Annotated in this window: 16 protein-coding genes; 13 read left to right on the forward strand and 3 right to left on the reverse strand. The window is 62.5% G+C overall.

Annotated elements, in window-relative coordinates:
- Positions 1–37: 37 nt before the first annotated feature.
- From U0023_RS12810 to U0023_RS12825, 4 genes are all read left to right on the forward strand, one after another.
- Positions 38–1,243 (forward strand): HlyD family secretion protein, encoded by a 1,206-nt coding sequence (locus U0023_RS12810; RefSeq protein ID WP_009491284.1) that lies wholly within the window; start codon positions 38–40, stop codon positions 1,241–1,243.
- The gene (locus U0023_RS12815; RefSeq protein ID WP_009491283.1) at positions 1,244–3,220 is read left to right on the forward strand and encodes a glycosyltransferase family 2 protein; all 1,977 of its coding nucleotides are present in this window, start codon (positions 1,244–1,246) and stop codon (positions 3,218–3,220) included.
- A 23-nt stretch (positions 3,221–3,243) separates the two neighbouring features.
- Complete coding sequence (locus U0023_RS12820) at positions 3,244–4,362, forward strand: cache domain-containing protein (protein WP_009491282.1); 1,119 nt, start codon at positions 3,244–3,246, stop codon at positions 4,360–4,362.
- A gap of 181 nt (positions 4,363–4,543) precedes the next feature.
- Positions 4,544–5,125: a Dps family protein gene (locus tag U0023_RS12825; protein ID WP_009491281.1), complete on the forward strand. Its 582-nt coding sequence runs from the start codon at positions 4,544–4,546 to the stop codon at positions 5,123–5,125.
- 36 nt (positions 5,126–5,161) lie between these two features.
- Here U0023_RS12825 and U0023_RS12830 read toward each other — a convergent pair whose 3' ends face one another.
- Positions 5,162–6,463, reverse strand: a complete 1,302-nt coding sequence (locus tag U0023_RS12830; RefSeq protein WP_009491280.1) for an amidohydrolase — start codon at positions 6,461–6,463, stop codon at positions 5,162–5,164.
- A 796-nt stretch (positions 6,464–7,259) separates the two neighbouring features.
- Between U0023_RS12830 and U0023_RS12835 the strand changes: the two genes are divergently transcribed.
- Together U0023_RS12835 and U0023_RS12840 are read left to right on the forward strand one after the other, a co-directional pair.
- Positions 7,260–8,138: an autotransporter-associated beta strand repeat-containing protein gene (locus U0023_RS12835; RefSeq protein ID WP_195904178.1), complete on the forward strand. Its 879-nt coding sequence runs from the start codon at positions 7,260–7,262 to the stop codon at positions 8,136–8,138.
- Positions 8,108–9,622, forward strand: coding sequence for an autotransporter outer membrane beta-barrel domain-containing protein (locus tag U0023_RS12840; RefSeq protein ID WP_009491277.1), 1,515 nt, complete (start codon positions 8,108–8,110; stop codon positions 9,620–9,622). Before U0023_RS12835 ends, U0023_RS12840 begins: the two co-directional genes overlap by 31 nt.
- 91 nt (positions 9,623–9,713) lie before the next feature.
- Here U0023_RS12840 and U0023_RS12845 read toward each other — a convergent pair whose 3' ends face one another.
- Positions 9,714–10,406 carry a GntR family transcriptional regulator gene (locus U0023_RS12845; RefSeq protein ID WP_009491276.1) on the reverse strand — a complete coding sequence of 231 codons (693 nt, stop codon included), beginning with the start codon at positions 10,404–10,406 and terminating at the stop codon, positions 9,714–9,716.
- A gap of 167 nt (positions 10,407–10,573) precedes the next feature.
- On the opposite strand from U0023_RS12845, the gene U0023_RS12850 reads away from it, so the two are divergent.
- From U0023_RS12850 to U0023_RS12880, 7 genes are all read left to right on the forward strand, one after another.
- Positions 10,574–12,514, forward strand: coding sequence for an ABC transporter substrate-binding protein (locus tag U0023_RS12850; RefSeq protein WP_009491275.1), 1,941 nt, complete (start codon positions 10,574–10,576; stop codon positions 12,512–12,514).
- 88 nt (positions 12,515–12,602) lie between these two features.
- Complete coding sequence (locus U0023_RS12855; RefSeq protein WP_009491274.1) at positions 12,603–13,589, forward strand: ABC transporter permease; 987 nt, start codon at positions 12,603–12,605, stop codon at positions 13,587–13,589.
- Positions 13,586–14,740 (forward strand): ABC transporter permease, encoded by a 1,155-nt coding sequence (locus U0023_RS12860; RefSeq protein ID WP_009491273.1) that lies wholly within the window; start codon positions 13,586–13,588, stop codon positions 14,738–14,740. Before U0023_RS12855 ends, U0023_RS12860 begins: the two co-directional genes overlap by 4 nt.
- A complete protein-coding gene (locus tag U0023_RS12865) occupies positions 14,737–16,437 on the forward strand; it encodes an ABC transporter ATP-binding protein (RefSeq protein WP_009491272.1) in 1,701 nt (566 codons plus the stop codon). The genes U0023_RS12860 and U0023_RS12865 overlap by 4 nt, the downstream gene beginning before the upstream one ends.
- A gap of 4 nt (positions 16,438–16,441) precedes the next feature.
- On the forward strand, positions 16,442–17,650 hold the full coding sequence (manD, locus tag U0023_RS12870) for a D-mannonate dehydratase ManD (protein WP_009491271.1): 1,209 nt from the start codon (positions 16,442–16,444) through the stop codon (positions 17,648–17,650).
- Between the two features lie 12 nt (positions 17,651–17,662).
- Positions 17,663–18,817, forward strand: coding sequence for a mandelate racemase/muconate lactonizing enzyme family protein (locus U0023_RS12875; protein WP_009491270.1), 1,155 nt, complete (start codon positions 17,663–17,665; stop codon positions 18,815–18,817).
- Between the two features lie 375 nt (positions 18,818–19,192).
- Positions 19,193–21,049 carry an ABC transporter ATP-binding protein gene (locus U0023_RS12880; protein ID WP_009491269.1) on the forward strand — a complete coding sequence of 619 codons (1,857 nt, stop codon included), beginning with the start codon at positions 19,193–19,195 and terminating at the stop codon, positions 21,047–21,049.
- Positions 21,050–21,148: 99 nt separating this feature from the next.
- On the opposite strand, the gene U0023_RS12885 is transcribed toward U0023_RS12880, so the two are convergent.
- Positions 21,149–21,850, reverse strand: a complete 702-nt coding sequence (locus tag U0023_RS12885; RefSeq protein WP_009491268.1) for a FadR/GntR family transcriptional regulator — start codon at positions 21,848–21,850, stop codon at positions 21,149–21,151.

A 21,850-nucleotide genomic window follows, 5' to 3' on the forward strand; every position in this document is an offset into this window, starting at 1 on the left:
CCCAATTCCGTCTCAGGTCCCGATTGAGCTCAAACCTATGAAATTCGTTCGTATCTTCTTGGGGGCCATCCTGCTCCTCGGAGGGCTCTATGTGGTCGTCGGCGAGTACCTTTCCGGGACCAGCGCCGATGCCGCGATCAATGCCCGAACCACGGTGCTCCGGGCGCCGATTCAAGGGCTGGCGGAGTTCTCGGTGCGCAGCATCGGCGCGCGGGTCTCGCCTGAAGAGGCAGTGGTGCGCATCACCGACAACCAGTTCGACGACGCCCGCCTGATCGACCTGGAACGCACGCGCTCCACCCTTGAGGCGGATCTCACTCGGCTGCGAGCCCAGACCCTTGCCGTCGACGAGGCCCGCAAGGTCTTGGATGCCCAAGCCAAAAGCTATCAGGAAGGCCGGGTGCGCCAGATCCGATCCCGCATCGCCGACGCGCAGACCGCGGTGAATTCCGCGGAGGCTCGGTTCCGCGAGGCGGACAGCGCCCTGGACCGAACCCGCGAACTCAACTCACGCGGCGTCCAGACTGCCATCACGCTGGACCGTGCCCAGGCGCAGTACGACGTTGCGAAGCAGGATATCGCCAGCGCCCGCGAGCGCATCACCTATCTCACAGCGGAACTCTCTTCGGCACAGAATGGAGTCTTCATCGGGGACTCGTACAACGATGCGCCGTTCTCGATCCAGCGGATCCGGGAGTTCGATCTCCGACTGGCCGAACTCAAGGCGGAGGCCGACAATGTCGGCAGCCGCCTGAAGGTGGTCTCTGAGCAGATCGCAGCCGAGCGGGTTCGGGTCAACCGCCTGACCTCGGCGGAACTCTCTGTCCAGAACCCCGGCATCGTCTGGAACTTCCTCGTCAGCAGCGGAGAGCACGTCAACCAGGGGCAGGATCTCGTTCGGTTCGTGGATTGCTCGGCCGTGATGGTCACGGCCAGCGTGAGCGAGCGGGTTTATTCCAGTCTCCGGATCGGCATGCCGGCGCAGTTCCGGCTGATCGGGGACGACCGGGTCATGCAGGGAACCATCACACGCCTCGGCGGGTCCGGTGCGGCCGGCCTCTACAGCACCCTCGCCATCGGCCCGAGCCCCGAGCATTTGACCCGCTTCGACGTTGCCTTGAGCATTCCTGAACTCGCGGGTGATCCGGATCTGTCCTGCGCCGTCGGACGCACAGGCCGCGTGGTCTTCATGGGCGGGCCGCTTGCGGACATCAGGCAGAGGCTCGCGGATTTCGGACTGTAGATGCTCGTCCTTGACCAATCCCTGTCGAGCCTGGCAGGCGTCGCCATCGTCGTGGGCCTTGCCTTGCTGCTGCTGCCGCTCGCGACGCCGAAAAGCGCCTGGATGCGCGTCCTCTTGCTCGGCCTGACGACCGTGCTGGGCTGGCGCTATATGATCTGGCGCATCACGGAAACAGTTCCGCCGGCGGTCGACGGGCTCACCTTCGACGTCATCGCCGGATGGACTTTCGTCGCAATCGAAGCCCTGGCTCTTGTATCTTCGACGTCTGCCTATCTGTTCCTCACGCGTCGTAAGGACAGACACGAGGAGGCAAGCCGGAACATTGCCTGGTGGGGGGGAGACCCGCCCCGCGTCGATCTTTACATTGCGACCTACAACGAGGAGCTGGAGGTTCTCGAACGCACCCTCGCCGGTGCGCAGGCGAGCGACTATCCGAACCTGCGCGTCTTCGTGCTCGACGATGGGCGAAGGGAATGGCTGACCGATGTGTGCCGCCGCTACGGTGCCGAGCACAGGACGCGACCCACCAACGAGCACGCGAAGGCCGGCAACATCAACTACACGCTGACACAGCGCATGAAAGACGCGGACGCGCCCGACTTCGTCGCCGTTCTCGATGCAGATTTCGTCCCGCACCGCAACTTCGTACGCCGGGTCGTTGCCCTGTTCCACGATCCGAAAGTCGGCCTCGTTCAGACGCCGCAGCATTTCTTCAATCCCGATCCGATCCAGCATAATCTCTACATCGCCTCCGCCTATCCAGACGAGCAACGCTTCTTCTTCGAGCATCTGGAACCTGCACGCGACGCATGGGGTATCGCCGTATGCTGCGGAACCTCCTCGATGGTGCGCGTCTCGGCTCTGCGCGAGATCGGCGGACTTCCGACGCAAAGCGTGACGGAAGACTTCCTGCTGACCATCCGCCTCGACAGCCATGGCTATCGCACTGTCTATCTCAACGAAGCGCTCACCGAAGGTCTCGCCCCGGAGGGGCTGCATGAATATGTGGTGCAGCGCGGTCGGTGGTGCCTGGGCATGATGGAGATCGTCCGCAACGTCTACAATCCCTTCGGGGCCAATGGCTTGCGCTTCATGCAGCGCCTGAGCCTCGTCGACTCCCTATTGTTCTGGACGACAACCTTTCCGTTTCGTCTCATCGCTCTCATCGGCCCGCTGCTCTACTGGTATTTCGGCATCATCGTCGTGAATGCCTCGCTGACGGACATCACCTCGTACTATCTACCGTATTATGCGGCCGTTCTGATCACGTTGAACTGGATCTCCCACGGAATGATCTGGCCTGTGCTCAACGACGTGTCCCAGCTCATTGCCGCGTGGCCCATTACGCGTGCGGCAACCATGGGTTTGTTGACCAAAGGACCGCATAAGTTCCGCGTGACGGCAAAGGGTGGCGACCGGACGAAGACGATCGTGCAATGGCCGATGATGAGGCCCTTCGCGCTCCTTTTTGGCCTGACCCTCCTGGGGATACTCCTGCCCCTGGTCTTTCCGGATCATTTCGGCCATGTGGCCAAGGCCGGTGATGGTATCAGGATCATCCTGTTCTGGACGATCTACAATCTGGTCGTGCTCGCCATCACCATGCTGGTCTGCGTCGAGAGACCTCGCGTCAACCGGCCCCAACGCGAGAATGTCGAACTCGCCACGATCTCTGTCGGTTCGCAACGATTGCCTTCGTGGGTCCTGGAACTCGGTGTGGACCATGCCCGCATCCGCGGATTGTCGGGGCTGACGGTAGGCGCTCTTGGAACGATCGCACTTGCGGATGTCGGCGATGTCGCCATCCGTATTTCGAACGAGACGAACGACGGCTATCGCTTGTCCCTGCGGCCGTCTCCGGAACAGCGGGACGGGATTCTGCGCAAGCTCCACACGGCCGATGCCAGGCCGGGAACCGGGCGGGGGGATCTTCCTGAGATGATCAGAGGCTGGATGCGCGGCCTCGCGTCGCGGTAGACGCAGGATAGGGGAACACGCGAATGCGCATTGGGATCAAGACACTTGTATTTGTCATCGGCGCCTTGCTCATGCTCGTGCCCGCTGTCGTGGCCGGCGCCATGTTCACGAACGCGATCCAGCGCCGCGCGGAGGTTGCCAACAGCGCCCGCCTGGGGCTTCTTGGCGAGATCGTTGCCGACCAGCTCGGACGGCGCATGCACGAGCTCTGGCAGGACGTCGAAGGGATGGCCCGCGTCATTCGTCTGGCGGACCCCGAGGAGGTCCGCCGCCAGTTCACGCTGTTGAGCCAAGTGGATCGCCGTTATACCTGGATCGGTGTCGCCGACGTGCAAGGAAATGTGATTGCCGCCTCGCAGGGCCTACTGGAAGGAGCAAGCGTTGCGGAGAGGCCGTGGTTCCGCCGAGGTCTCAACGGCCCTGCCGCCGTCGATGTACATGAAGCGGTACTTCTGGCGAAGCTTCTCCCCGCGACCCGAGAGCCGCGCCGCTTTCTCGACTTCTCTGCCCCGATAAGGAACGAACAAGGCGCGGTGATCGGCGTCATCGGAGCGCATTTCGATTGGAACATGATCAGGGACATCATCCAGGGCGTGAGAGGGCAGGGGGTGGATGCTCTTCTCGTCTCCCGCGATCGTGTCGTCCTCTCAGGCCCTCCCGAGCTTCAGGAGACCAGGTTGTCCCAGAGTTCTGCTGTCGCCGCCGGCCAGGGAACATCCATCGCGCTTCGCGAAAGATGGCCGGACTCCAAGGATTACATGGCGGCGGTCATTCCCTCGATCCAGTTCAAAGACATGCCCAGCTTCGGGTGGAGCCTCATCGTGCGTGCGAACCTGAATACGGTGCTCGATCCCACGCGCGCCATCGCGCAGGCCTTCTGGTTGCTTCTCGGCGCCGGTGCACTGGTGGGTCTGATCCTGCTTTACCTGTTCTCGGCGTGGCTCGCCAAACCCCTCCGCCGGCTGGTCGCGACCACGGAGGCGCTCGCCAGCGGCCACACCAACCAGCCGCCCCACGATGAGACACGCTACGAGGAGGCAGCCCGTCTGAGCGCGGCTCTCGTGCGTCTTCAGACGTTCTCGGTCAGACCCTACCAACCGTCTCGTGCCGAGAAGGGGCAGCCATCGACGCTCGCGCCTTGAAGCGTGCCGGATGGCGCGCGCGTGATCGAAGGTTCGCGAGATCGGCAGGTGAGTAATCCTCCCGCGCCTGCGGGCACGTTGGAACCTAGACGGATCGCGCGGGTTCAGCCTGAGGTGCTCGGAAACCTGTCGCCTTCAGGTGCTGAGGATCGATGCGCCAGTCCACCAGCGGAGATTGCATATGTCCAAGGCTCCCTCATCACGGAAATCCACCAGGACAAAGGGCGCGACCAACATCGTCGCCGAGCGCAAGAGCCGTCCCTTGCCCCGGCTTGAGACCCCAACCTTCCTGTCATCGCAAGCTACCGACGAGATTGCAGCGGCGCTGACCGCACTTCTTGCGGATAGCTTTGCGCTTTATCTCAAGACCAAGAACTTCCACTGGCATGTCAGCGGGCCTCACTTCCGCGATTATCACTTGATGTTCGATGAACAGGCGGCCGAGATCTTCGCCATGAGCGACCCCTTGGCGGAGCGGGCCCGCAAGGTCGGCGGAACCACCCTGCGCTCGATCGGCCATATCGGGCGTCTGCAACGGCTTCTCGACAACGATGCCGGCTATGTCGAACCTGCCGATATGCTCGCCGAGCTGATGGAGGACAACAAGCAGTTGGCTGCCTTCATGCGGCAGACGCACGACCTGTGCGACGAATACGACGACGTCGCGACCGAGAGCCTGCTCGAGGAGTTCATCGACCAGACCGAAAAGCGCGTCTGGTTTCTGTTCGAAGCCAGTCGTGGAATGCAAACCTCCGGGCACTGAGCAGGAGAGGAACGCCCGCAGCGGCATCCGCCCGGTTCAGGCCACTGGCGACGAAGCCGTCTCGGATATCAGCCAGGCGCCCGCGGCCGCGAGCATCGCCTCGACGCCGGTCCGCAGGGTGGGGTGGATCACCGGCGCGAAGTCCGGGGCATGGTTGGCCGGGATCGCGTCCAGGGTGCCGGCCTGCTCGGCCGCGCGGTAGCGGTCCGGGTCGATACCGCCTATGACCCAGAACACCACTGGCACGTCCCAAGCCGCCCCGAACAGGCTGAAGTCTTCGCTGGCGGTCGCCGGCTCGATCTCATGGATCCGATTTGAGCCGAAATGATGTCCCAGGGCTGCGACCACACGGTCCATGGCGGCCTCGTCGTTCTGAGTCCGTGGGTACTCGCTGAGCACCGTGTAGTCGGGCGGTTTCGATGCTCCTGAAGCGGCGGCTTCCGCATCCAGTATCCGGCGGATCGCGGCGAGGGCCCGGGTGCGGACCTGATCCTTGAAGGTGCGAACGTTGAGCCGCAGCAGGGCGCGATCAGGGATCACATTCTCGCTCATGCCTGCCCGCAGAGTGCCGACGGTGACCACGGCACTATCGGTCATCGCGACCTCCCGCGACACCACCGTCTGGAGACGCATGACCGCGGCGGCGGCCATCACGACAGGATCGATGCTCTTCTGCGGCATCGATCCGTGCGCGCCGCGGCCATACAGCGTCACCTCCCAACTGTCTCCGGCCGAGAGCATGGTGCCCTTGCGCCAGCCGATCTGCCCGGCGCTGAGCGGCATCACGTGCTGGCCGAGCGTCACGTCTGGCTTCGGGAAGCGCTTGACCATTCCATCCTCGATCATCGCGCGGGCGCCCTGGGCGGTCTCTTCGCCCGGTTGGAACACGGCGATCACGGTGCCGTGCCAGCGGTCGCGGTTCTCGGAGAGGATCCGTGTCGCGCCCATCAGCCACGCCACGTGCATGTCGTGGCCACAGGAATGGGCGATGGCCGTGGATTGGCCGAAACGGTCAATGCCGCTTTCCCGACTGGCATAGGACAAGCCTGTGCTTTCCTCGATCGGCAGCGCGTCCATATCGGCGCGCAGCAGCACCGTTGCTCCCTCGCCGTTCCTCAGAAGCCCCACGACTCCCGTCCCCCCGATTCCCTCGGTGACCTCGTAGCCGTGCCGGCGCAGCCAAGCGGCGGAGAGGCCGGCGGTCCGCGTCTCCTGCATCGAGAGTTCGGGATGGGCGTGGATATCCTTGTACATCTCCTCGAGCTCGGCCAGCAGCTCATCCGATAGATCAAGCCAGGACTGCTGTGCTGGGGCTCTCTTCGTGGCATCTGCGCTCATGGCGGTCTCTCCGCGTCGGCTGCGGAATCGGTCGGCGAGGCGATCTCCTCACAACGGCATATGGTATCATTGGATTGAGTCAGTCTCAGGATCTCTTGGGCGAGGCGGAATGCGGTGGAGGCCGGCAGCGCATCGGGGTGCTCGACAAGTGCCAGAAGGTGGAGCACTCGACTTCGCCGTGCCGGAACTTGGTCGGCTGTCTCAGCCGGACACCAGAGGCACATCGCGCCACTCCCACATCGAGGAGGCCTGATAGAGTCCTCGGCAGGACGTGAGCCCATCGGGACGGATCAGTGATGTCAACACCGGGCGCAGGAGAGGGGTTCCCGGGCGGCGCCATCCGGTTGCTGGGGAATGTCATGCCGGATCTTGTTAGGGGTGAGCTGCGGAGGTGCTTCCCAGCTGCGTGATCCATGCGCCGTTGCCGACCCGTTGCTTCTTCAGCGATGGCTGTCGGTCACGAACAACTCTCGGGCGAATTCCGGACGGCGGCAACGGCGCAAACCAGGGGGCAAACATGGACCGAAAGCGATCGGCAGCAGGACGTATGCGGCGGAACCTGTCCTCTTCCACGGCTATCACCGGATTTGTTTTACTGGCATCGCTGCTGGGTGCTGCAAAGGCGCATGCGGGCGGTGAATCTGGTGGCGCAGGTGCTGCGACCTCTCCCGGCGGGGCGGGCGGTGCCGGATTTACCGGCAACCCCGGCGCAAGCGGATATACAGGACCACGACTTTCAGGAGGTGGTGGAGGCGCAGGGGGCTACGGAGCCGTCTTGCCGGTTCCGGGCAGGATCGTGACCAGCTACGTCTATCGGGGCGGGAACGGCGGTCATGGCGGCAACAGTGACGGATACCAGGCCGGCGGAGGCGGAGGCGGAGATGGCGGGGTGGGGCTGTTCTTCGATGCGTATGGCGGCTCTGCGACGATTGCTGGTGCCGGTCAGATCCTTGGCGGCAACGGCGGCGACGGTGCTTATGCGTATTGGCGAGGCGTCGGTGCGATGGGGGGCAACGGGGGGCACGGAATCCAAGGCAACGGCCTCACCATCGTCAACAAAGGCACGATCCAAGGTGGCATGGCGGGTGCCGGAGGAGCCGGCTCCGCACGTCGGGGCGGCACGACGGGCCCCGACGGTCTCGCCGGCGCGGGGATTTTCGGGTCCGAGCTTTCCATCACGAATTCCGGCATCATCAGTGGAGGCTTGAACGCTGACAGTTACGGGCGCGCCAACGCCATCACATTCACAGGCGGCGCGAACCGTCTTGAGCTTCAGGCAGGATCCGTCATCACCGGCAACGTCGTCGTACAGAGTGGTACAGGAACCCTGGCCTTGAGCGGAACGGCCGACGGCACCTTCGATGCGTCGGCTCTGGGAGCCACGCCCCAGTACCAGGGCTTCACCTCTCTCGAGAAAACAGGCTCAGGCACCTGGACGGTCACAGGGGCCAGTTCGTTCTCGGGTCAAACCACCATAGGAGCCGGCCAGGTGGCTGTGAACGGCTCGCTCGTCAATTCGGATGTGCGGGTGACAGGCGGCTCGCCCGGCCGAACCGGAGCCGTAGGAGGCATCGTGGTCGAGAATGGCGGCATCCTTGCACCGGCTCGACAGCCATCGGCCGGCTCGATGCGTCGCGCAATGTCGTGTTCAACCCCGGCTCGATCTATCAGGTGAGTGTCAATTCGTCCGGCAGCGACCTTCTGCGGGCCAATGGCGCGGCTGCTCTCAACGACGGCACCGTGCGGGTGCTGGCGGAGACTGGCAGTTACCAACCTTCTACCACCTACACCATTCTGACCGCCGCCGGAGGCGTGAGCGGCAGCTTTGCCGGCGTGAGTTCCAACTTCGCCTATCTCGAGCCATCATTGCGCTACAGCGCCAATGATGTGCACCTGACACTCGCGCGCAAGACCGAGCCGCAGCCGGAACCTCCAACGCCTGAGCCGGAGCCTCCGACGTCTCAGCCTGAGCGGCCAGCACCGCCGCGTCCGGATCCGAAGCCTCTCCCCTTCCATTGGGTGAGCGTGACGCCCAACCAGTACAACGTGGCCAACGCCGTGGAGGCGCTGGGCTCAGGAAACGCGGTTTTTGACGCCATTATTGGTCAAAGCGTATCGGGAGCCAGGCAAGCGTTCGTTGCCTTGTCGAGCGAGGCGCACGCGTCCGTCGGTACAATGGCGATTGGTAGCGCCAGCTTGGTGCAGAACACCCTGATGAGCCGAATGCGGGGCGAGACGATGTCCAGCTTTGCTCAAGTGCAGGGCGCCTATGCAGCCGATGCGCGTGGCGTCGCACCCGAGCCGGTGGCGATCGACCTGTCTACGCTCGATCAACGGCGCTTTGCTCTGTGGGGCGATGGCTTCGGCTCCTGGGGGCGCTCCCGCTCCAACGGCGATGCCGCCGGCCTCGACGCATCCACGGGCGGGTTCATCCTCGGTGCCGACGCTCTGGTGTCCGACACTTTACGGCTCGGCGTGGCGGGCGGCTTCACCCGCACCAGCTTCGATGTGGACGGCCGTCTCTCTTCGGGCTCGAACGAGACCGTGTTCGGCGCACTCTACGGGTCGGCCTCCTGGGGCCGGATCCGCCTGCGTCTGGGGGCGTCCTATGCGCGGCACGACATCGACACCCAGCGGCAGGTGCAGTTCCCCGGCTTCCGCGATCAGCTCGGCGCCTCCTATGGCGGCTGGACGGCGCATGCTTTCGGCGAGTTGGGCTACCGCGTCGATCTGAACGGCGCGCAGGTGGAGCCGTTCATCGGTGCCTCGGTCCTGCGGCTGCACACCGATGCCTTCCAGGAGAAGGGTGGGGCCGCGGCGCTTACGGGCTATGCGCGGGATCAGGATCTGGCCACCACCACGCTGGGCCTGCGGGCCGAAGCCCGTTTGAGCGACACGGTCCCGCTGATCGTGCGTGGTCTCGTCGGCTGGCGCCATGCCTATGGCGATGTCGAGCCAGAAGCGCTGCTCGCCTTCAGCGGCGGCGCAAGTGCTTTCACGGCGGCGGGAACGCCGATCGACCGTAATGCGCTGGTGGTGGAGGCCGGCCTCGACTGGTGGATTGCCCCGGACATGACGCTCGGCGTGGCCTATGCCGGGCAGATCGAATCGCACGCCCAGGAGCACGCCCTCAAGGGCAGCTTCACCTGGAGATTTTGACGCTCCAGCGCTCCTCGCTTCGTAAACTCCGCCGAGCTGTCTCAGCGGAGTTGTTCTTGCCGCGGGAGCCTTGCCCGGGGACCGAGATTCCTCACGGCTGCGGCGAGAGTCGGGCCAGTCGCATGCGCTCCATGATATGACGACCGGAACCGCTGACGTGCTGGGCGATCACTTGAGCGGCTCCCTCGGCGTCCTGCGCCTTGATGCAGGCGATCAACTCGCGATGTTCCTCCAGCACGTTCCCCTGCCGGCTGAGCGAAGTCGGGAAGCGGCGGCTGATGGCCCAGAGGATCTGACGGTGGCGCACCCAGAGGTCGACCGCATGCCGATTGTAGTGGCGGTCGTACATGAGCTGATGAAACTGTAGATCGAGATTGGAGTGCTTCATCTCGTCCGCGAAATTGAGAGCCTCGATTTCCGCCTGGATGCGTTCCAGCTCCTCGATCTCGGTCTTGGTCACGATCCCGACGAACCAGCGGGTCAAGGCCGGTTCGATGAGAACCTCGATTTCGCAGATGTCGCGTACGAACTCCTCGTCGATAGGGCGAACGCGCGCGCCGCGGTTCGGCGTCATGATGACGAAGCCTTCACCGCGCAGCTGCTGCAAAGCCTCCCTCACCGGATTGGTGGAGGTGCTCATGCGGATTGCAAGCTCGGACACCTTGAGGCGCTCGTTCGGCTTGACGCGCCCATGGATGATGTCGTCCCGCAGCCGGTCATACACCGAGGACCCCGTGTCCTCATCCTCGGGAGCCGTTTGTCTGATGGTTGCGATCTGTCTCATGGAAATGTTTCTTTATTCACTTTCCTCAGCATTGCCAAGGTCGAACTATCTTAAACCATACATTCAGATTGACAAATAATGTACGATTTGAAAACTTTACCGTACGACAGCCAAGAGGCCGTTGTTTGGGAGGAACCGGCAAAAAGCCGGCCAAGAGGAGAAACGCTATGGGCTTTCAGCACAAGCTGCCCGGCCTCGTCATGTCGACAGGCTTGTTAGGCGCCGCGCTTTTGGGGGCACTGACATCGGCCAAAGCGGCGGACTACAAGCAAGCACCGATGCTCGATGACAAGGTGAAATCAGGAAAGCTGCCCGCCGTCGCCGACCGGCTTCCCGAACATCCCTATGTGGAGACGATGGTCGACGGGGTGGGCAAATATGGCGGCACCCTGCGCACGACGATCCTTGCCAACGGCGACCAATACAATTTGACCCGCACCATCGCCAACGAGCTCCTCGTGCGGTGGGATCCGCAGTGGAAGAAGGTCATGCCGTCGCTGGCGGAGGAATTCAGTGCCTCCGAAGATGCGACCACCTATACGTTCAAGCTCCGCAAGGGCCTGAAGTGGAGCGACGGCCAGCCCTTCACGGCCGACGACATCATGTTCTGGTACGAAGACGTGTTCATGAACAGCGCGTTGTCTCCGGCCAAGAACCCGACTTTCACGGTGGCGGGCAAGCCAGTAAAAGTGAGGAAGATCGACGACCAGACCGTGGAGTTCAAGTTCGAGTCTCCCTACGGTCTCTTTCTCCAGCAACTCGCCTACGGTCAGGGGCACCTGCCGGTCATCTATCCCAAGCACTATCTCAGCCAGTTCCATGAGAAGTATAACAAGGAGGGCATTCCGGCGCTCCTGAAGGCCAATCCCGCGGCCGGCGACTGGGTGGCGCTGTTCAATTCCAAGATCTCGCTGACCTTCCAGCCGCCCTTCTGGCAAAACCTCGAACTGCCGACCCTCAATCCCTGGGTGCTGACCGTCCCCTACGCGGATAGCGAACGCGTAGTCGCGACCCGCAATCCCTATTACTGGAAGGTGGACACGGCAGGAAACCAGCTCCCCTACATCGACGGAATCACCTGGGCCAAGCTCGACGACCCGCAGCTCATGGCTCTCAAGATGACGTCCGGCGAGTTCGACTTCGCATTCCGCCACATCAACAATTCCACCTTCAAGTCCGTGCTGTTCGATGGCCAGAAGACCGGAAACTACCACTTCGTGGACGTGAAGGACCTGCCGGCGAACGACGCCGTCATCCTGCTCAACTTGAACTCGACCGATCCGGTCAAGCGCAAGATCTTCCAGAACAAGGACTTCCGGATCGCGCTCAGCCATGCGATCAATCGGCAGGAGATCATCGATCTCGTCTATGTGGGGCAGGGTGCTCCCGCGCAGGTGGCCGTCCAACCGGAGCACGAGCTCTTCAACGAGCGCGAGGCGAAGCAATACACCGAGTTCGATCCGAAGCGCTCGGCCGAGATCCTCGACAAGATCATGCCCAAGAAGGATGCCGAAGGATTCCGCCTCGATGAAACGGGCAAGCGCTTCACCATCAACTTCATGGTGGCCGACGTGTTTGGCCTGTCGTATCCGGACGTGATGCAGATGGTGCAGCAATATGCCAAGGATGTCGGTATCGATATCCAGCTGCGCACCACCGACCGCGCGCGCCTCAACACGATGTGGTCGGCGAACGAGCAGGATGCCTATATCTGGAACTGCGTGGGCGGGCTTTCGGAAGTCTATACGGATCCGCGCTGCTACATGCCGTTCCAGAAGGCCGACATCTTCTTCGCGATGAAATGGAGCGAGTGGTATTCGAACCATGCCACGGGCGAGGAGCCGCCGGAGAAGATCAAGGCCTTGATGGCGGCTTACGACAAGGTCAACGCTGCCGTCACGGACGACGACCGCCGCGAGAAGATGAAGGAATTTCTCAACCTGTCGGCTGACAACTTCCTCAACATCGGCATCTCGCGTCCCATGCCAAAATACATGATGACCTCGAACAGCCTGAAGAACGTGGTCAACGGCATTCCGATCACCGGCAACCTCTGGCACCCGGCTCCCACGCTGACCCAATGGTATTTCGACAAGCCGGCCAAGTAAGGTCTGCCTGTAAGGCTCCTCCCGGTGCCGGTGGCGGCCTCAGTGCCGCCACCGGACACCCCTTCGATCTCGTCGAACGGTCAGACTTATGCTCCGCTACATCGCCAAGCGAATAGTGCTCGCAATCCCGACGCTGTTTGCCGTCTCCGTCGTGGCCTTCATCATCATCCAGCTCCCGCCGGGCGACTATCTCACGACCTTGATGGCCGACTGGGCAAGCCAGGGCGGCGCCGTCGAGGCCGGCACCGTCGCGGCCATGCGCGAGCGCTACGGCCTCGATCAGCCGATCTACTTCCAATATTACAAGTGGATCGCGGGAATCCTGACACGGGGCGATTTCGGGATCTCCTTCGAGCTCGGAAAGCCCGTCACGGAACTCATCTGGAACCGTCTCGGCTTCTCGCTGCTGCTCTCGCTCCTCACGCTCTGCTTCGTATGGGCCATCGCCATTCCGATCGGCATCCTGTCGGCAGTGCGCCAGTACTCGATTTCCGATTACACGGCGACCTTCCTGGCCTTCTTCTTCCTGGCCGTACCCGACTTCCTGATGGCGCTTTCCGCCATGTACATCATGTCGGCATGGTTCGGTCAGAGCGTCGGCGGCCTGTTCTCGCCCGATTATGTCGATGCGCCATGGAGTCTGGGCAAGCTTGTCGACTTCGCCCAGCATGTCTGGCTGCCGGTCGTCGTGATCGGCCTCGGCTCCCTTGCAGCTCTAGTCCGCATCATGCGGGCCAATCTCCTCGACGAGCTGTCCAAGCCCTATGTCACCACGGCTCGGGCTAAAGGCATGTCGGAACTCGAGCTGTTGCTGCGCTATCCGGTGCGCCTTGCCCTCAACCCGCTGATCTCGACCCTCGGCTGGATCCTTCCGGCGGTCATTTCCGGCGAGATCATCGTGTCCGTCGTCATGAGCCTGCCGACCACCGGGCCGCTGCTGCTCCGGGCGCTGCTGGCCCAGGACATGTATCTCGCCGGCTCGCTCATCCTGCTGATCTCGGTGCTGACCATCATCGGCACGCTGATCTCCGACATCCTGCTCGCCATCACCGATCCGCGGATCCGGCTCCAATGACAGACATCACCAGCCTTCCGCCCGAGACAGCGACCTCACTCGACCTGCACGGCAGGGACATGGCCGTCGCCGGCCAATGGCGTCTGTTCTGGCTCAAGTTCAAGAAACACAGGATCGCGCTCCTGAGCCTCGTGGTGATCCTGTTCATGTATCTCGTCGCGGCTTTTGCGGATTTCATCGCTCCTTCCGATCCTAACGCCACGAACTCACGCTTCACGTACGCGCCGCCCCAGGTTCTGTCGCTGTTCCAGGACGGTTCGTTCAGGCCGCATGTAAGCCAGCTCAAAATGACTCTGAACACCGAATCGATGCGCCGGGAGTTCTCGCCCGACCCGTCGAAGCCGCTTCCGGTGTCCTTCTTCGTGCCGGCGCAGCAGCCTTATTACCTGCTCGGCTTCATTCCGATGCAGACCAAGCTCTTCGGCCTCACGAACCCGAAACCGGGCGACAGTCTGTACATTTTCGGTGCCGACCGCCTCGGTCGCGACATCTTCTCGCGCGTCGTTCACGGAGCCAAGATTTCGCTTTCCATCGGGCTCGTGGGGGTCTTCGTCAGCTTGATCCTCGGAGTGACGATCGGCGGTATCTCCGGCTTCTTCGGCGGCTGGATCGATCTTGCGATCCAGCGTCTGATCGAGCTGCTGCGATCGATTCCGACCATTCCTCTCTGGATGGGCTTCGCGGCCGCAATCCCCGTGGGTTGGCCGCCGCTTCGGACCTACTTCGTCATCACGCTGATCGTATCGTTGATCGGCTGGACCAGCCTTGCGCGTGAGGTGCGCGGAAAGTTCCTGTCCCTGAGGAACGAGGATTTCGTCATTGCCGCGCGTCTCGACGGCATGAGTGAGATCGGCATCATCTTCCATCACTTGGTTCCGTCCTTCATCAGCCACATCATCGCGACACTGACGCTGGCCATTCCCTCGATGATCCTGGCCGAGACGGCGCTTTCCTTCCTCGGCATCGGTCTGCAACCACCGATCATCTCCTGGGGCGTCCTGTTGCAGGAGGCGCAGAACATCCGCGCGGTCGCTCAGGCGCCCTGGCTGCTCTTCACGCCTGCCGCCGCCATTGTCATCTCGGTTCTCGCCCTCAACTTCCTCGGCGATGGCCTCCGCGATGCCGCAGATCCTTACGAGTCGGTGTCATGAGCATGACGAAGGATACTATTCTCGAAGTGCGGGACCTCAGGACGGTTTTCCCGACCCGCACCGGCCCCTTCATGGCAGTCGACGGCGTGTCGTTCGAACTGAAACGTGGCCAGACGCTCTGCGTCGTGGGCGAATCCGGTTCCGGCAAGTCGGTGACGGCTCGGTCGATCCTGCAGATCGTCGACAGGCCCGGGCGGATCGAGAGCGGGACCGTGCTGCTCACGCGGGCGGACGGCTCCACCACCGATCTCGCCAAGCTCGACCCACGAGGAAAGGAGATCCGCAGTGTTCGCGGCAAGGAGATCGCCATGATCTTCCAGGAGCCGATGAGCTCGCTCTCACCGGTTCACCGCATCGGCACGCAGATCGGCGAGGCGCTACGCATCCATTTCGGCACGCCCAAACACCAGCAGCGCGAGCGCGTTCTCGAACTTCTGCGACAGGTGGAGATCCCGCGGCCGGAATCCGCCATCGACCGCTACACCTTCGAGTTCTCAGGCGGCATGCGTCAGCGCGTGATGATCGCCATGGCGCTCGCCTGCAACCCATCCGTGCTGATCGCCGACGAGCCGACCACGGCACTCGACGTCACGACCCAGGCCGAAATTCTGGACCTCATCAAGAAGCTGCAGCAGAGCCACGGCATGGCCGTGCTCTTCATCACCCATGACATGGGCGTCGTCGCCGAAATCGCCGATGAAGTCCTCGTCATGTATCGTGGCAAAGTGATGGAGCGCGGAACCGTCGAGCAGATCTTCCACGCGCCGCAGGATGCGTATACTCGCCGGCTGATCGGCTCCGTGGTGAAGCTTGAGAAAAAGGCCGAGATACGCCTGTCGCGTCCAGCAATACCGGCTGAGACCCCGCCGCTTCTCGACGTGCGAAATCTCTCGTTGACATTCCCCTCGGGCCTCAGGGCGGTCGACGACGTTTCGTTGATCGTGCGTCCCGGCGAGACGCTCGGTATCGTCGGAGAATCCGGATCCGGCAAGACCACGATGGGACGCTGCCTGCTGCGCATCTACGACGCTCAGTCGGGCACCATCGATTATCGTCGAACCGATGGTCAAACGGTCGATATCCGCACGACCGACAAGGGAACGCTGGTCAAGATCCGCCGTGAAGTCCGCATGATCTTCCAGGATCCTGTGGGGTCACTCAGCCCGCGCAAGACCGTGGGAGATATCATTGCCGAGCCGCTGAAGATCGCCGGCATGAAGGGCGGGGTCCTCAACGAGCGTGTCGCCGATCTGATGCAGCAGGCGGGGCTCGAGCCGGCCTGGCGTGAGCGCTATCCGCATGCCTTCTCCGGCGGTCAGCGGCAGCGCATCGGCATTGCCCGGGCGATCGCCTTGAATCCGAGGCTCATCATCGCCGACGAGGCGACGTCGGCGCTCGACGTCTCTCTGCGGTCGCAAATGCTCGACCTCATGATGAAGCTGCAGGACGAACTCGGACTCTCCTACGTGTTTATATCCCACGATATGTCGGTGATCCGCTACATGTGCGACCGGGTCGCGGTCATGTACCGGGGCAAGATCGTCGAGGTGGGCGAGACCGATCAGGTCGTCAACGATCCGGCACACGATTACACCCGAGCGCTTCTTTCCGCCATTCCCCATCCCGATCCACGCAATCGGCGCATCCACAATCGGTTTCGGTACGATTCCGGCCGCACGCTCTCAGCCAACGGATAAATCGATGAAAATCACTGAGGTCAAAATTATCGTCTGCTCGCCCGGGCGCAACTTCGTCACCGTCAAGATCTTCACCGACGAAGGGCTGACCGGCGTCGGTGACGCGACGTTGAACGGGCGTGAGCTGGCTGTCGCATCCTATCTGCAGGACCATCTCGCGCCGCTTCTGATCGGCCGCGATCCAAGGCGTATCGAAGACATTTGGCAATATTTCTACAAAGGGGCCTATTGGCGCCGCGGTCCCGTGACCATGGCGGCCATCGCCGGCATCGATACCGCGCTTTGGGACATCAAGGCCAAGGCTGCCAATATGCCTCTTTACCAGCTCCTCGGAGGAGCGAGCCGCGAGAAGGTGCTGTGCTACACCCATGCTCAGGGACGCGACATCGCCGAAGCCGTAGAGGCCGTCGGAAAGCGCAAGGAGCAGGGCTACAAGGCCATCCGCGTCCAGGTCGGCATCCCCGGACTTCCGGACGTGTACGGCACCGGCGCCAAATCGGTGACGAACAACGCGCTCGACGACGCGGTGCCCCATGAGGAAACTTGGTCAACGTCGAAGTACCTGCGCTATGTTCCGGAACTCTTCAAGGCGGTACGGGAGGCCCATGGCTGGGATATCGAACTCCTGCACGACACTCACCATCGTTTGACGCCCATCGAAGCCGCCCGGCTCGGCAAGGATCTCGAATTCGCTCGCCTGTTCTGGCTCGAGGACGCGGTGGCGGCCGAGCACCAGGAGGGCTTCCGGCTGATCCGCAAACATACGACGACGCCCTTGGCAGTCGGCGAGGTGTTCAACACGATCTGGGACGCACGACTCCTCATGGAGGAACAACTCATCGACTATATCCGCATGACGACCGTGCATGCAGGCGGCGTCACGGCCCTGCGGCGCATCATGGACTTCGCGAGCGTCTACAATGTCCGCACCGCTTGCCACGGCGCGATGGACATGTCGCCGATCTGCCTCGGAGCGAACCTCCACCTCGACCTGTGGGTTCCGAACTTCGGTATCCAGGAATATTCCGGCTATCTGCCGCAGATCCTCGAAGTCTTCCCGAGCGCCTGGAGCCTGTCCGACGGCTACCTGCATCCGGGCGAGGCTGTTGGTCATGGCGTCGATATCGATGAAAGGCTGGCGGAGAAATATCCGTATCAGCGGGCCTATCTGCCGGTGAACCGTCTGGAAGACGGCACCCTGTGGCACTGGTAATTCGAGGACGAGATGAAGATCACTGCGATCAAGAGCTATGCCGTCAAGGTCGGCATTCGAAACCAGCTTCTGGTGAAGGTCGAGACGGACGAGGGCATCTCCGGCTGGGGTGAGAGCGGCCTTTCGGGCCGCGAGAAAGCCGTCGTCGGTGCACTCGAACACTATGCGGAATTCCTGCGCAGGCGGGACCCGTTCAAGATCGGCGCGCTGTGGCAGGAGATGTACCGCAGCCAGTATTTCGAAGGCGGCCGCGTGCTGCAGGCGGCGATTTCGGCCATCGACATCGCGCTGTACGACATTAAGGGAAAAGCTCTTGGTGTACCGGTCTATGAACTGCTGGGCGGCAAGCAGCGCGAACGTATTCCCACTTTCGCGACCACCTTCGCGGAGCCCGGCCCGGCGATGATCGAGCAGGCCCAGATGCTCGTCGAGCATGGTTGGACGGCGATGCGCCTCTCGCCGTCGGGCCATGAGAACAAGGATACCTACGAGCCGCGCGAGCACATCGCGACCACGGCGAAATGGTGCGTGAAGGCTCGCGAGGCGCTGGGTGAGGACGTCGTTCTGGGCATCGACTACCACCATCGCCTCAGCGTCGCGGAGGCAGCGAGTTTCTGCCAGAAGATGCCGTCCGGCACCCTCGATTTCCTGGAGGAGCCGATCCGCGACGAGTCGCCGAGTTCCTATGAGGCGCTGCGCCGCCTGACCGACATCCCTTTTGCGATCGGCGAGGAATTCGCCTCGAAGTGGCAGTTTCAGCCTTACATCGAGCGCGATATCCATCAGTTCAATCGTCTCGACGTCTGCAATGTCGGCGGCTTGACGGAATCGATGAAGGTCGCGGCCTGGAGCGAAACTCATTACGTCGACATGATGCCGCATAATCCCCTCGGTCCAGTCTGCACGGCGGCAACGATCCATTTCTCCGCAGCCGTACCGAACTTCTCCTGGCTCGAAACCCGCGCGAGCCCTGCGGAAACGCATCTCGGTTTCGACAATTCGGACTTCTTCCCTGTTCAGCCACGGCTTGTGGGGGCGCATTATCCGGTTCCCGATGCACCCGGACTCGGGATCGAGGTCAACGAGGAGCTGATCGCAAAGCAGAGCTTCGAGTTCTGGGAGGCGCCGCATCTGCGGAGGAGGGATGGCTCGGTCACCAATTGGTGACGTCCAAACGCGGCGGAGTGGGACTGCATCTCGATCATGCCTAGAGCATTTTTCGGTGAAGTGGGTCGGGTTCACCGTCAAAAAATGCGGCCAAGCAAAGAGGAGACCTGTTTCCAATGTCGTGGAAGCAGCTCTAGCCTGAAAAGGGATGCATCCAGTTCAGGCGACAAGCATTGGCCATAATCCGCGCCGGGTCGATGGGGGAAACTAATGCCGACCTGGGGACACGTATCGGAGTCTCGACCCGCCTATCTGGTGCTACTGGCAGCCAAGCTGCTCGGGGTCACGAAGCCGGCGAGCGCCGGCCCGTGATCTGATAGCGGAGTATGCATCTCTCAACTGGACGAGGAGGCTCGAACTCCCATCTTAAAGGGGATGGTCGCTTCCGTTCCTCCCGTCAGCCGCCCCCTGCGTGAGCGGGTCGGCGCCTTGCGTCACGTCCCATCGCTGCTTCGTCTGGTCTGGCAGGCCAGCCCGGGGCTCACGATCGCGAGCTTCGGGCTGCGCCTGAGCCGCTCATCCCTGCCTATTCTTGTCCTCTATGTCGGCAAACTCATCATCGACGAGGTCGTGGCTCAGTCCCGGCTTCCCTCGCCAGGTGTAAGCCTCGGCGATTGGATCGGGAGCGGCCGGCTCGATATTCTCGGCGGGCTGGTCTTCCTGGAGTTGGTGCTGGCGATCCTGGCCGATCTCCTGGGGCGGGCCAGTACCCTTGTCGACAGTCTCCTGTCGGAACGCTACAGCAATTTCGCCAGCATACGCCTGATGGAGCATGCGACGACGCTGGATCTCGAGCAGTTCGAGAGCAGCGATCAGCAGGATCGGCTGGAACGTGCCCGCCGTCAGGTCACCGGGCGGACGACCCTCCTGACCCAGATTTTCGGGCAGGTCCAGGACGTTCTCACGGTCCTTTCGCTCGCCGCGGGCCTTCTCGCTTACGCGCCGTGGCTCATCGTTCTGATTATTCTTGCTCTCCTGCCAGCCTTTGTCGGCGAGGTGCATTTCAACGCCCAGGGCTATCGGCTCAACTATTTCCGCACGCCGGAACGACGGCAGCTCGATTACATCAGGTATCTCGGCTCAAGCGTCGAGACAGCGAAGGAGATCAAACTCTTCGGACTGAATGCCTTCCTGGTCGAGCGTTTCAGAGGCTTCGCGGACCGCATGTATGTGGAGAACCGGCGACTCGCTGTCCGTCGGGCCGCGTGGGGCACGCTCTTCGCGGCGCTCGCGTCATGCGCCTATTACCTGGCCTATGCCCTGATCGTCTGGCGGACGGTGCAGGGAGAGTTCAGCATTGGCGATCTGACGTTCCTGTCAGGCTCTTTCCTGCGCCTGCGCGGTCTCCTTGAGGATTTGCTTCTGGGTTTTTCCCAGATTGCCGGGCAGGCATTGTACCTGGAGGATCTGTTCTCCTTCTTCGACGTCAGCCCGAGCATCGCATCGCCGCCGAACCCGCGGCCGTTCCCGCAGCCCTTGCGGTCGGGCATCGTATTCGAGAACGTGGGTTTCCGGTATCCGGAATCCGATCGCTGGACGGTCCGTCACCTGAGCCTGACCCTGAAAGCCCGAGAGGTTGTGGCTCTGGTCGGGGAGAATGGGGCCGGCAAGACGACGATCGTGAAGCTTCTTGCCCGCCTCTACGATCCGAGCGAGGGACGGATCCTCCTCGACGGCCACGATCTGCGGGAATACGATCTGGCCGACCTGCGGCGCCATATCGGCGTCATCTTCCAGGATTTCGTGCGGTTTCATTTCACGGCCGGCGAGAACATCGGGACGGGGCAAATCGAGGACACCGATAATCGCAGCCGGATCCAGCAGGCGGCGGAGCGCAGCCTTGCCGATCGCATCATCCAGCGCCTCCCCCGAGGCTATGACCAGCCGCTCGGCAAGCGGTTCAATGAGGGGGCGGACCTCTCCGGGGGCGAATGGCAGAAGATCGCCATCGCACGCGCTTACATGCGGGATGCCGATGTACTGATCCTGGACGAGCCGACCGCTGCCCTCGATGCCCGCTCGGAATACGAGGTCTTCCAGCGATTCCGGGATCTCAGTCAGGAAAAGACCGCGGTGCTGATCTCGCACCGGTTCTCGACGGTGCGCATGGCGGACCGGATTCTCGTTCTGGAGAACGGGCGGGTCGTAGAGGCCGGTTCGCACGAACAGCTCGTTGCCTCGGGCGGGCGTTACGCTGAGCTGTTCGAGCTGCAAGCTTCCGGCTATCGCTAGAGCATTTTTCAGTGAAATGGATCCGGTTCGTCGTCGAAAAATGCGGTTCCACAAAGAAGAGAGCTGTTCCCACGCAAGTGGGAACAGCTCTAGGCTGCTTCAGTCGGCCGGATTCGACTGCCTCGCCAAAAGGTTCCGCTCCACGCTCTGCAAATGAGTGCGCATGGCTGCTGCAGCGGCATTCATGTCACGGTTCTCGATGGCCGTGATGATCATCTCATGCTCGGTGAAGCTGTGATGGTCGGGCTCCGGCTTGACCGGGTTCGACCGGAGGCGCCCCCAGGTGACTGCCCGGCGTAGAGCGTTCAGCATGTCGAACAATCCGAGCAACGGCGTGTTCTGTGTCGCCTCGGCGATCGTGCGGTGGAGGCGGGTATCCCAGTTCTCGTATTGCCGCCACGTGGCTGCTTCCCGCGTCCGGGTCTGGCACAGCCTCAGCTCGGCGAGATGCATCGGCGTCGCCGTCAGAGCGGCCGCCCTGGCGATCTCGGGCTCGATCACAAGGCGCGCACGCATCAGCTCCGCCGGATTGGTCCGCTTCGCCAGGGCCGCAATATCGGAAAGGCTGTCGGTAGGGCGGTTTCCCAGGAATGTGCCTTTCCCGACATGACGCCAGATCTGCCCCTCGCTCTCAAGCGTTCCGAGGGCCTTTCTCAGCTCCGTCCGCGTGACCCCAAGGGCAACGGCGAGATCCCGTTCGGGCGGCAGTCGGCCATCTTCAGGCAGCTCGGCCTGCGCGAGATATGCCCGCAACTGGGTGACGATACCCCGATTGGATGCTGCTTCATTGTACATTTGCAT

The organism is Microvirga lotononidis (genome assembly GCF_034627025.1).
Classification (GTDB): Bacteria; Pseudomonadota; Alphaproteobacteria; order Rhizobiales; family Beijerinckiaceae; genus Microvirga; species Microvirga lotononidis.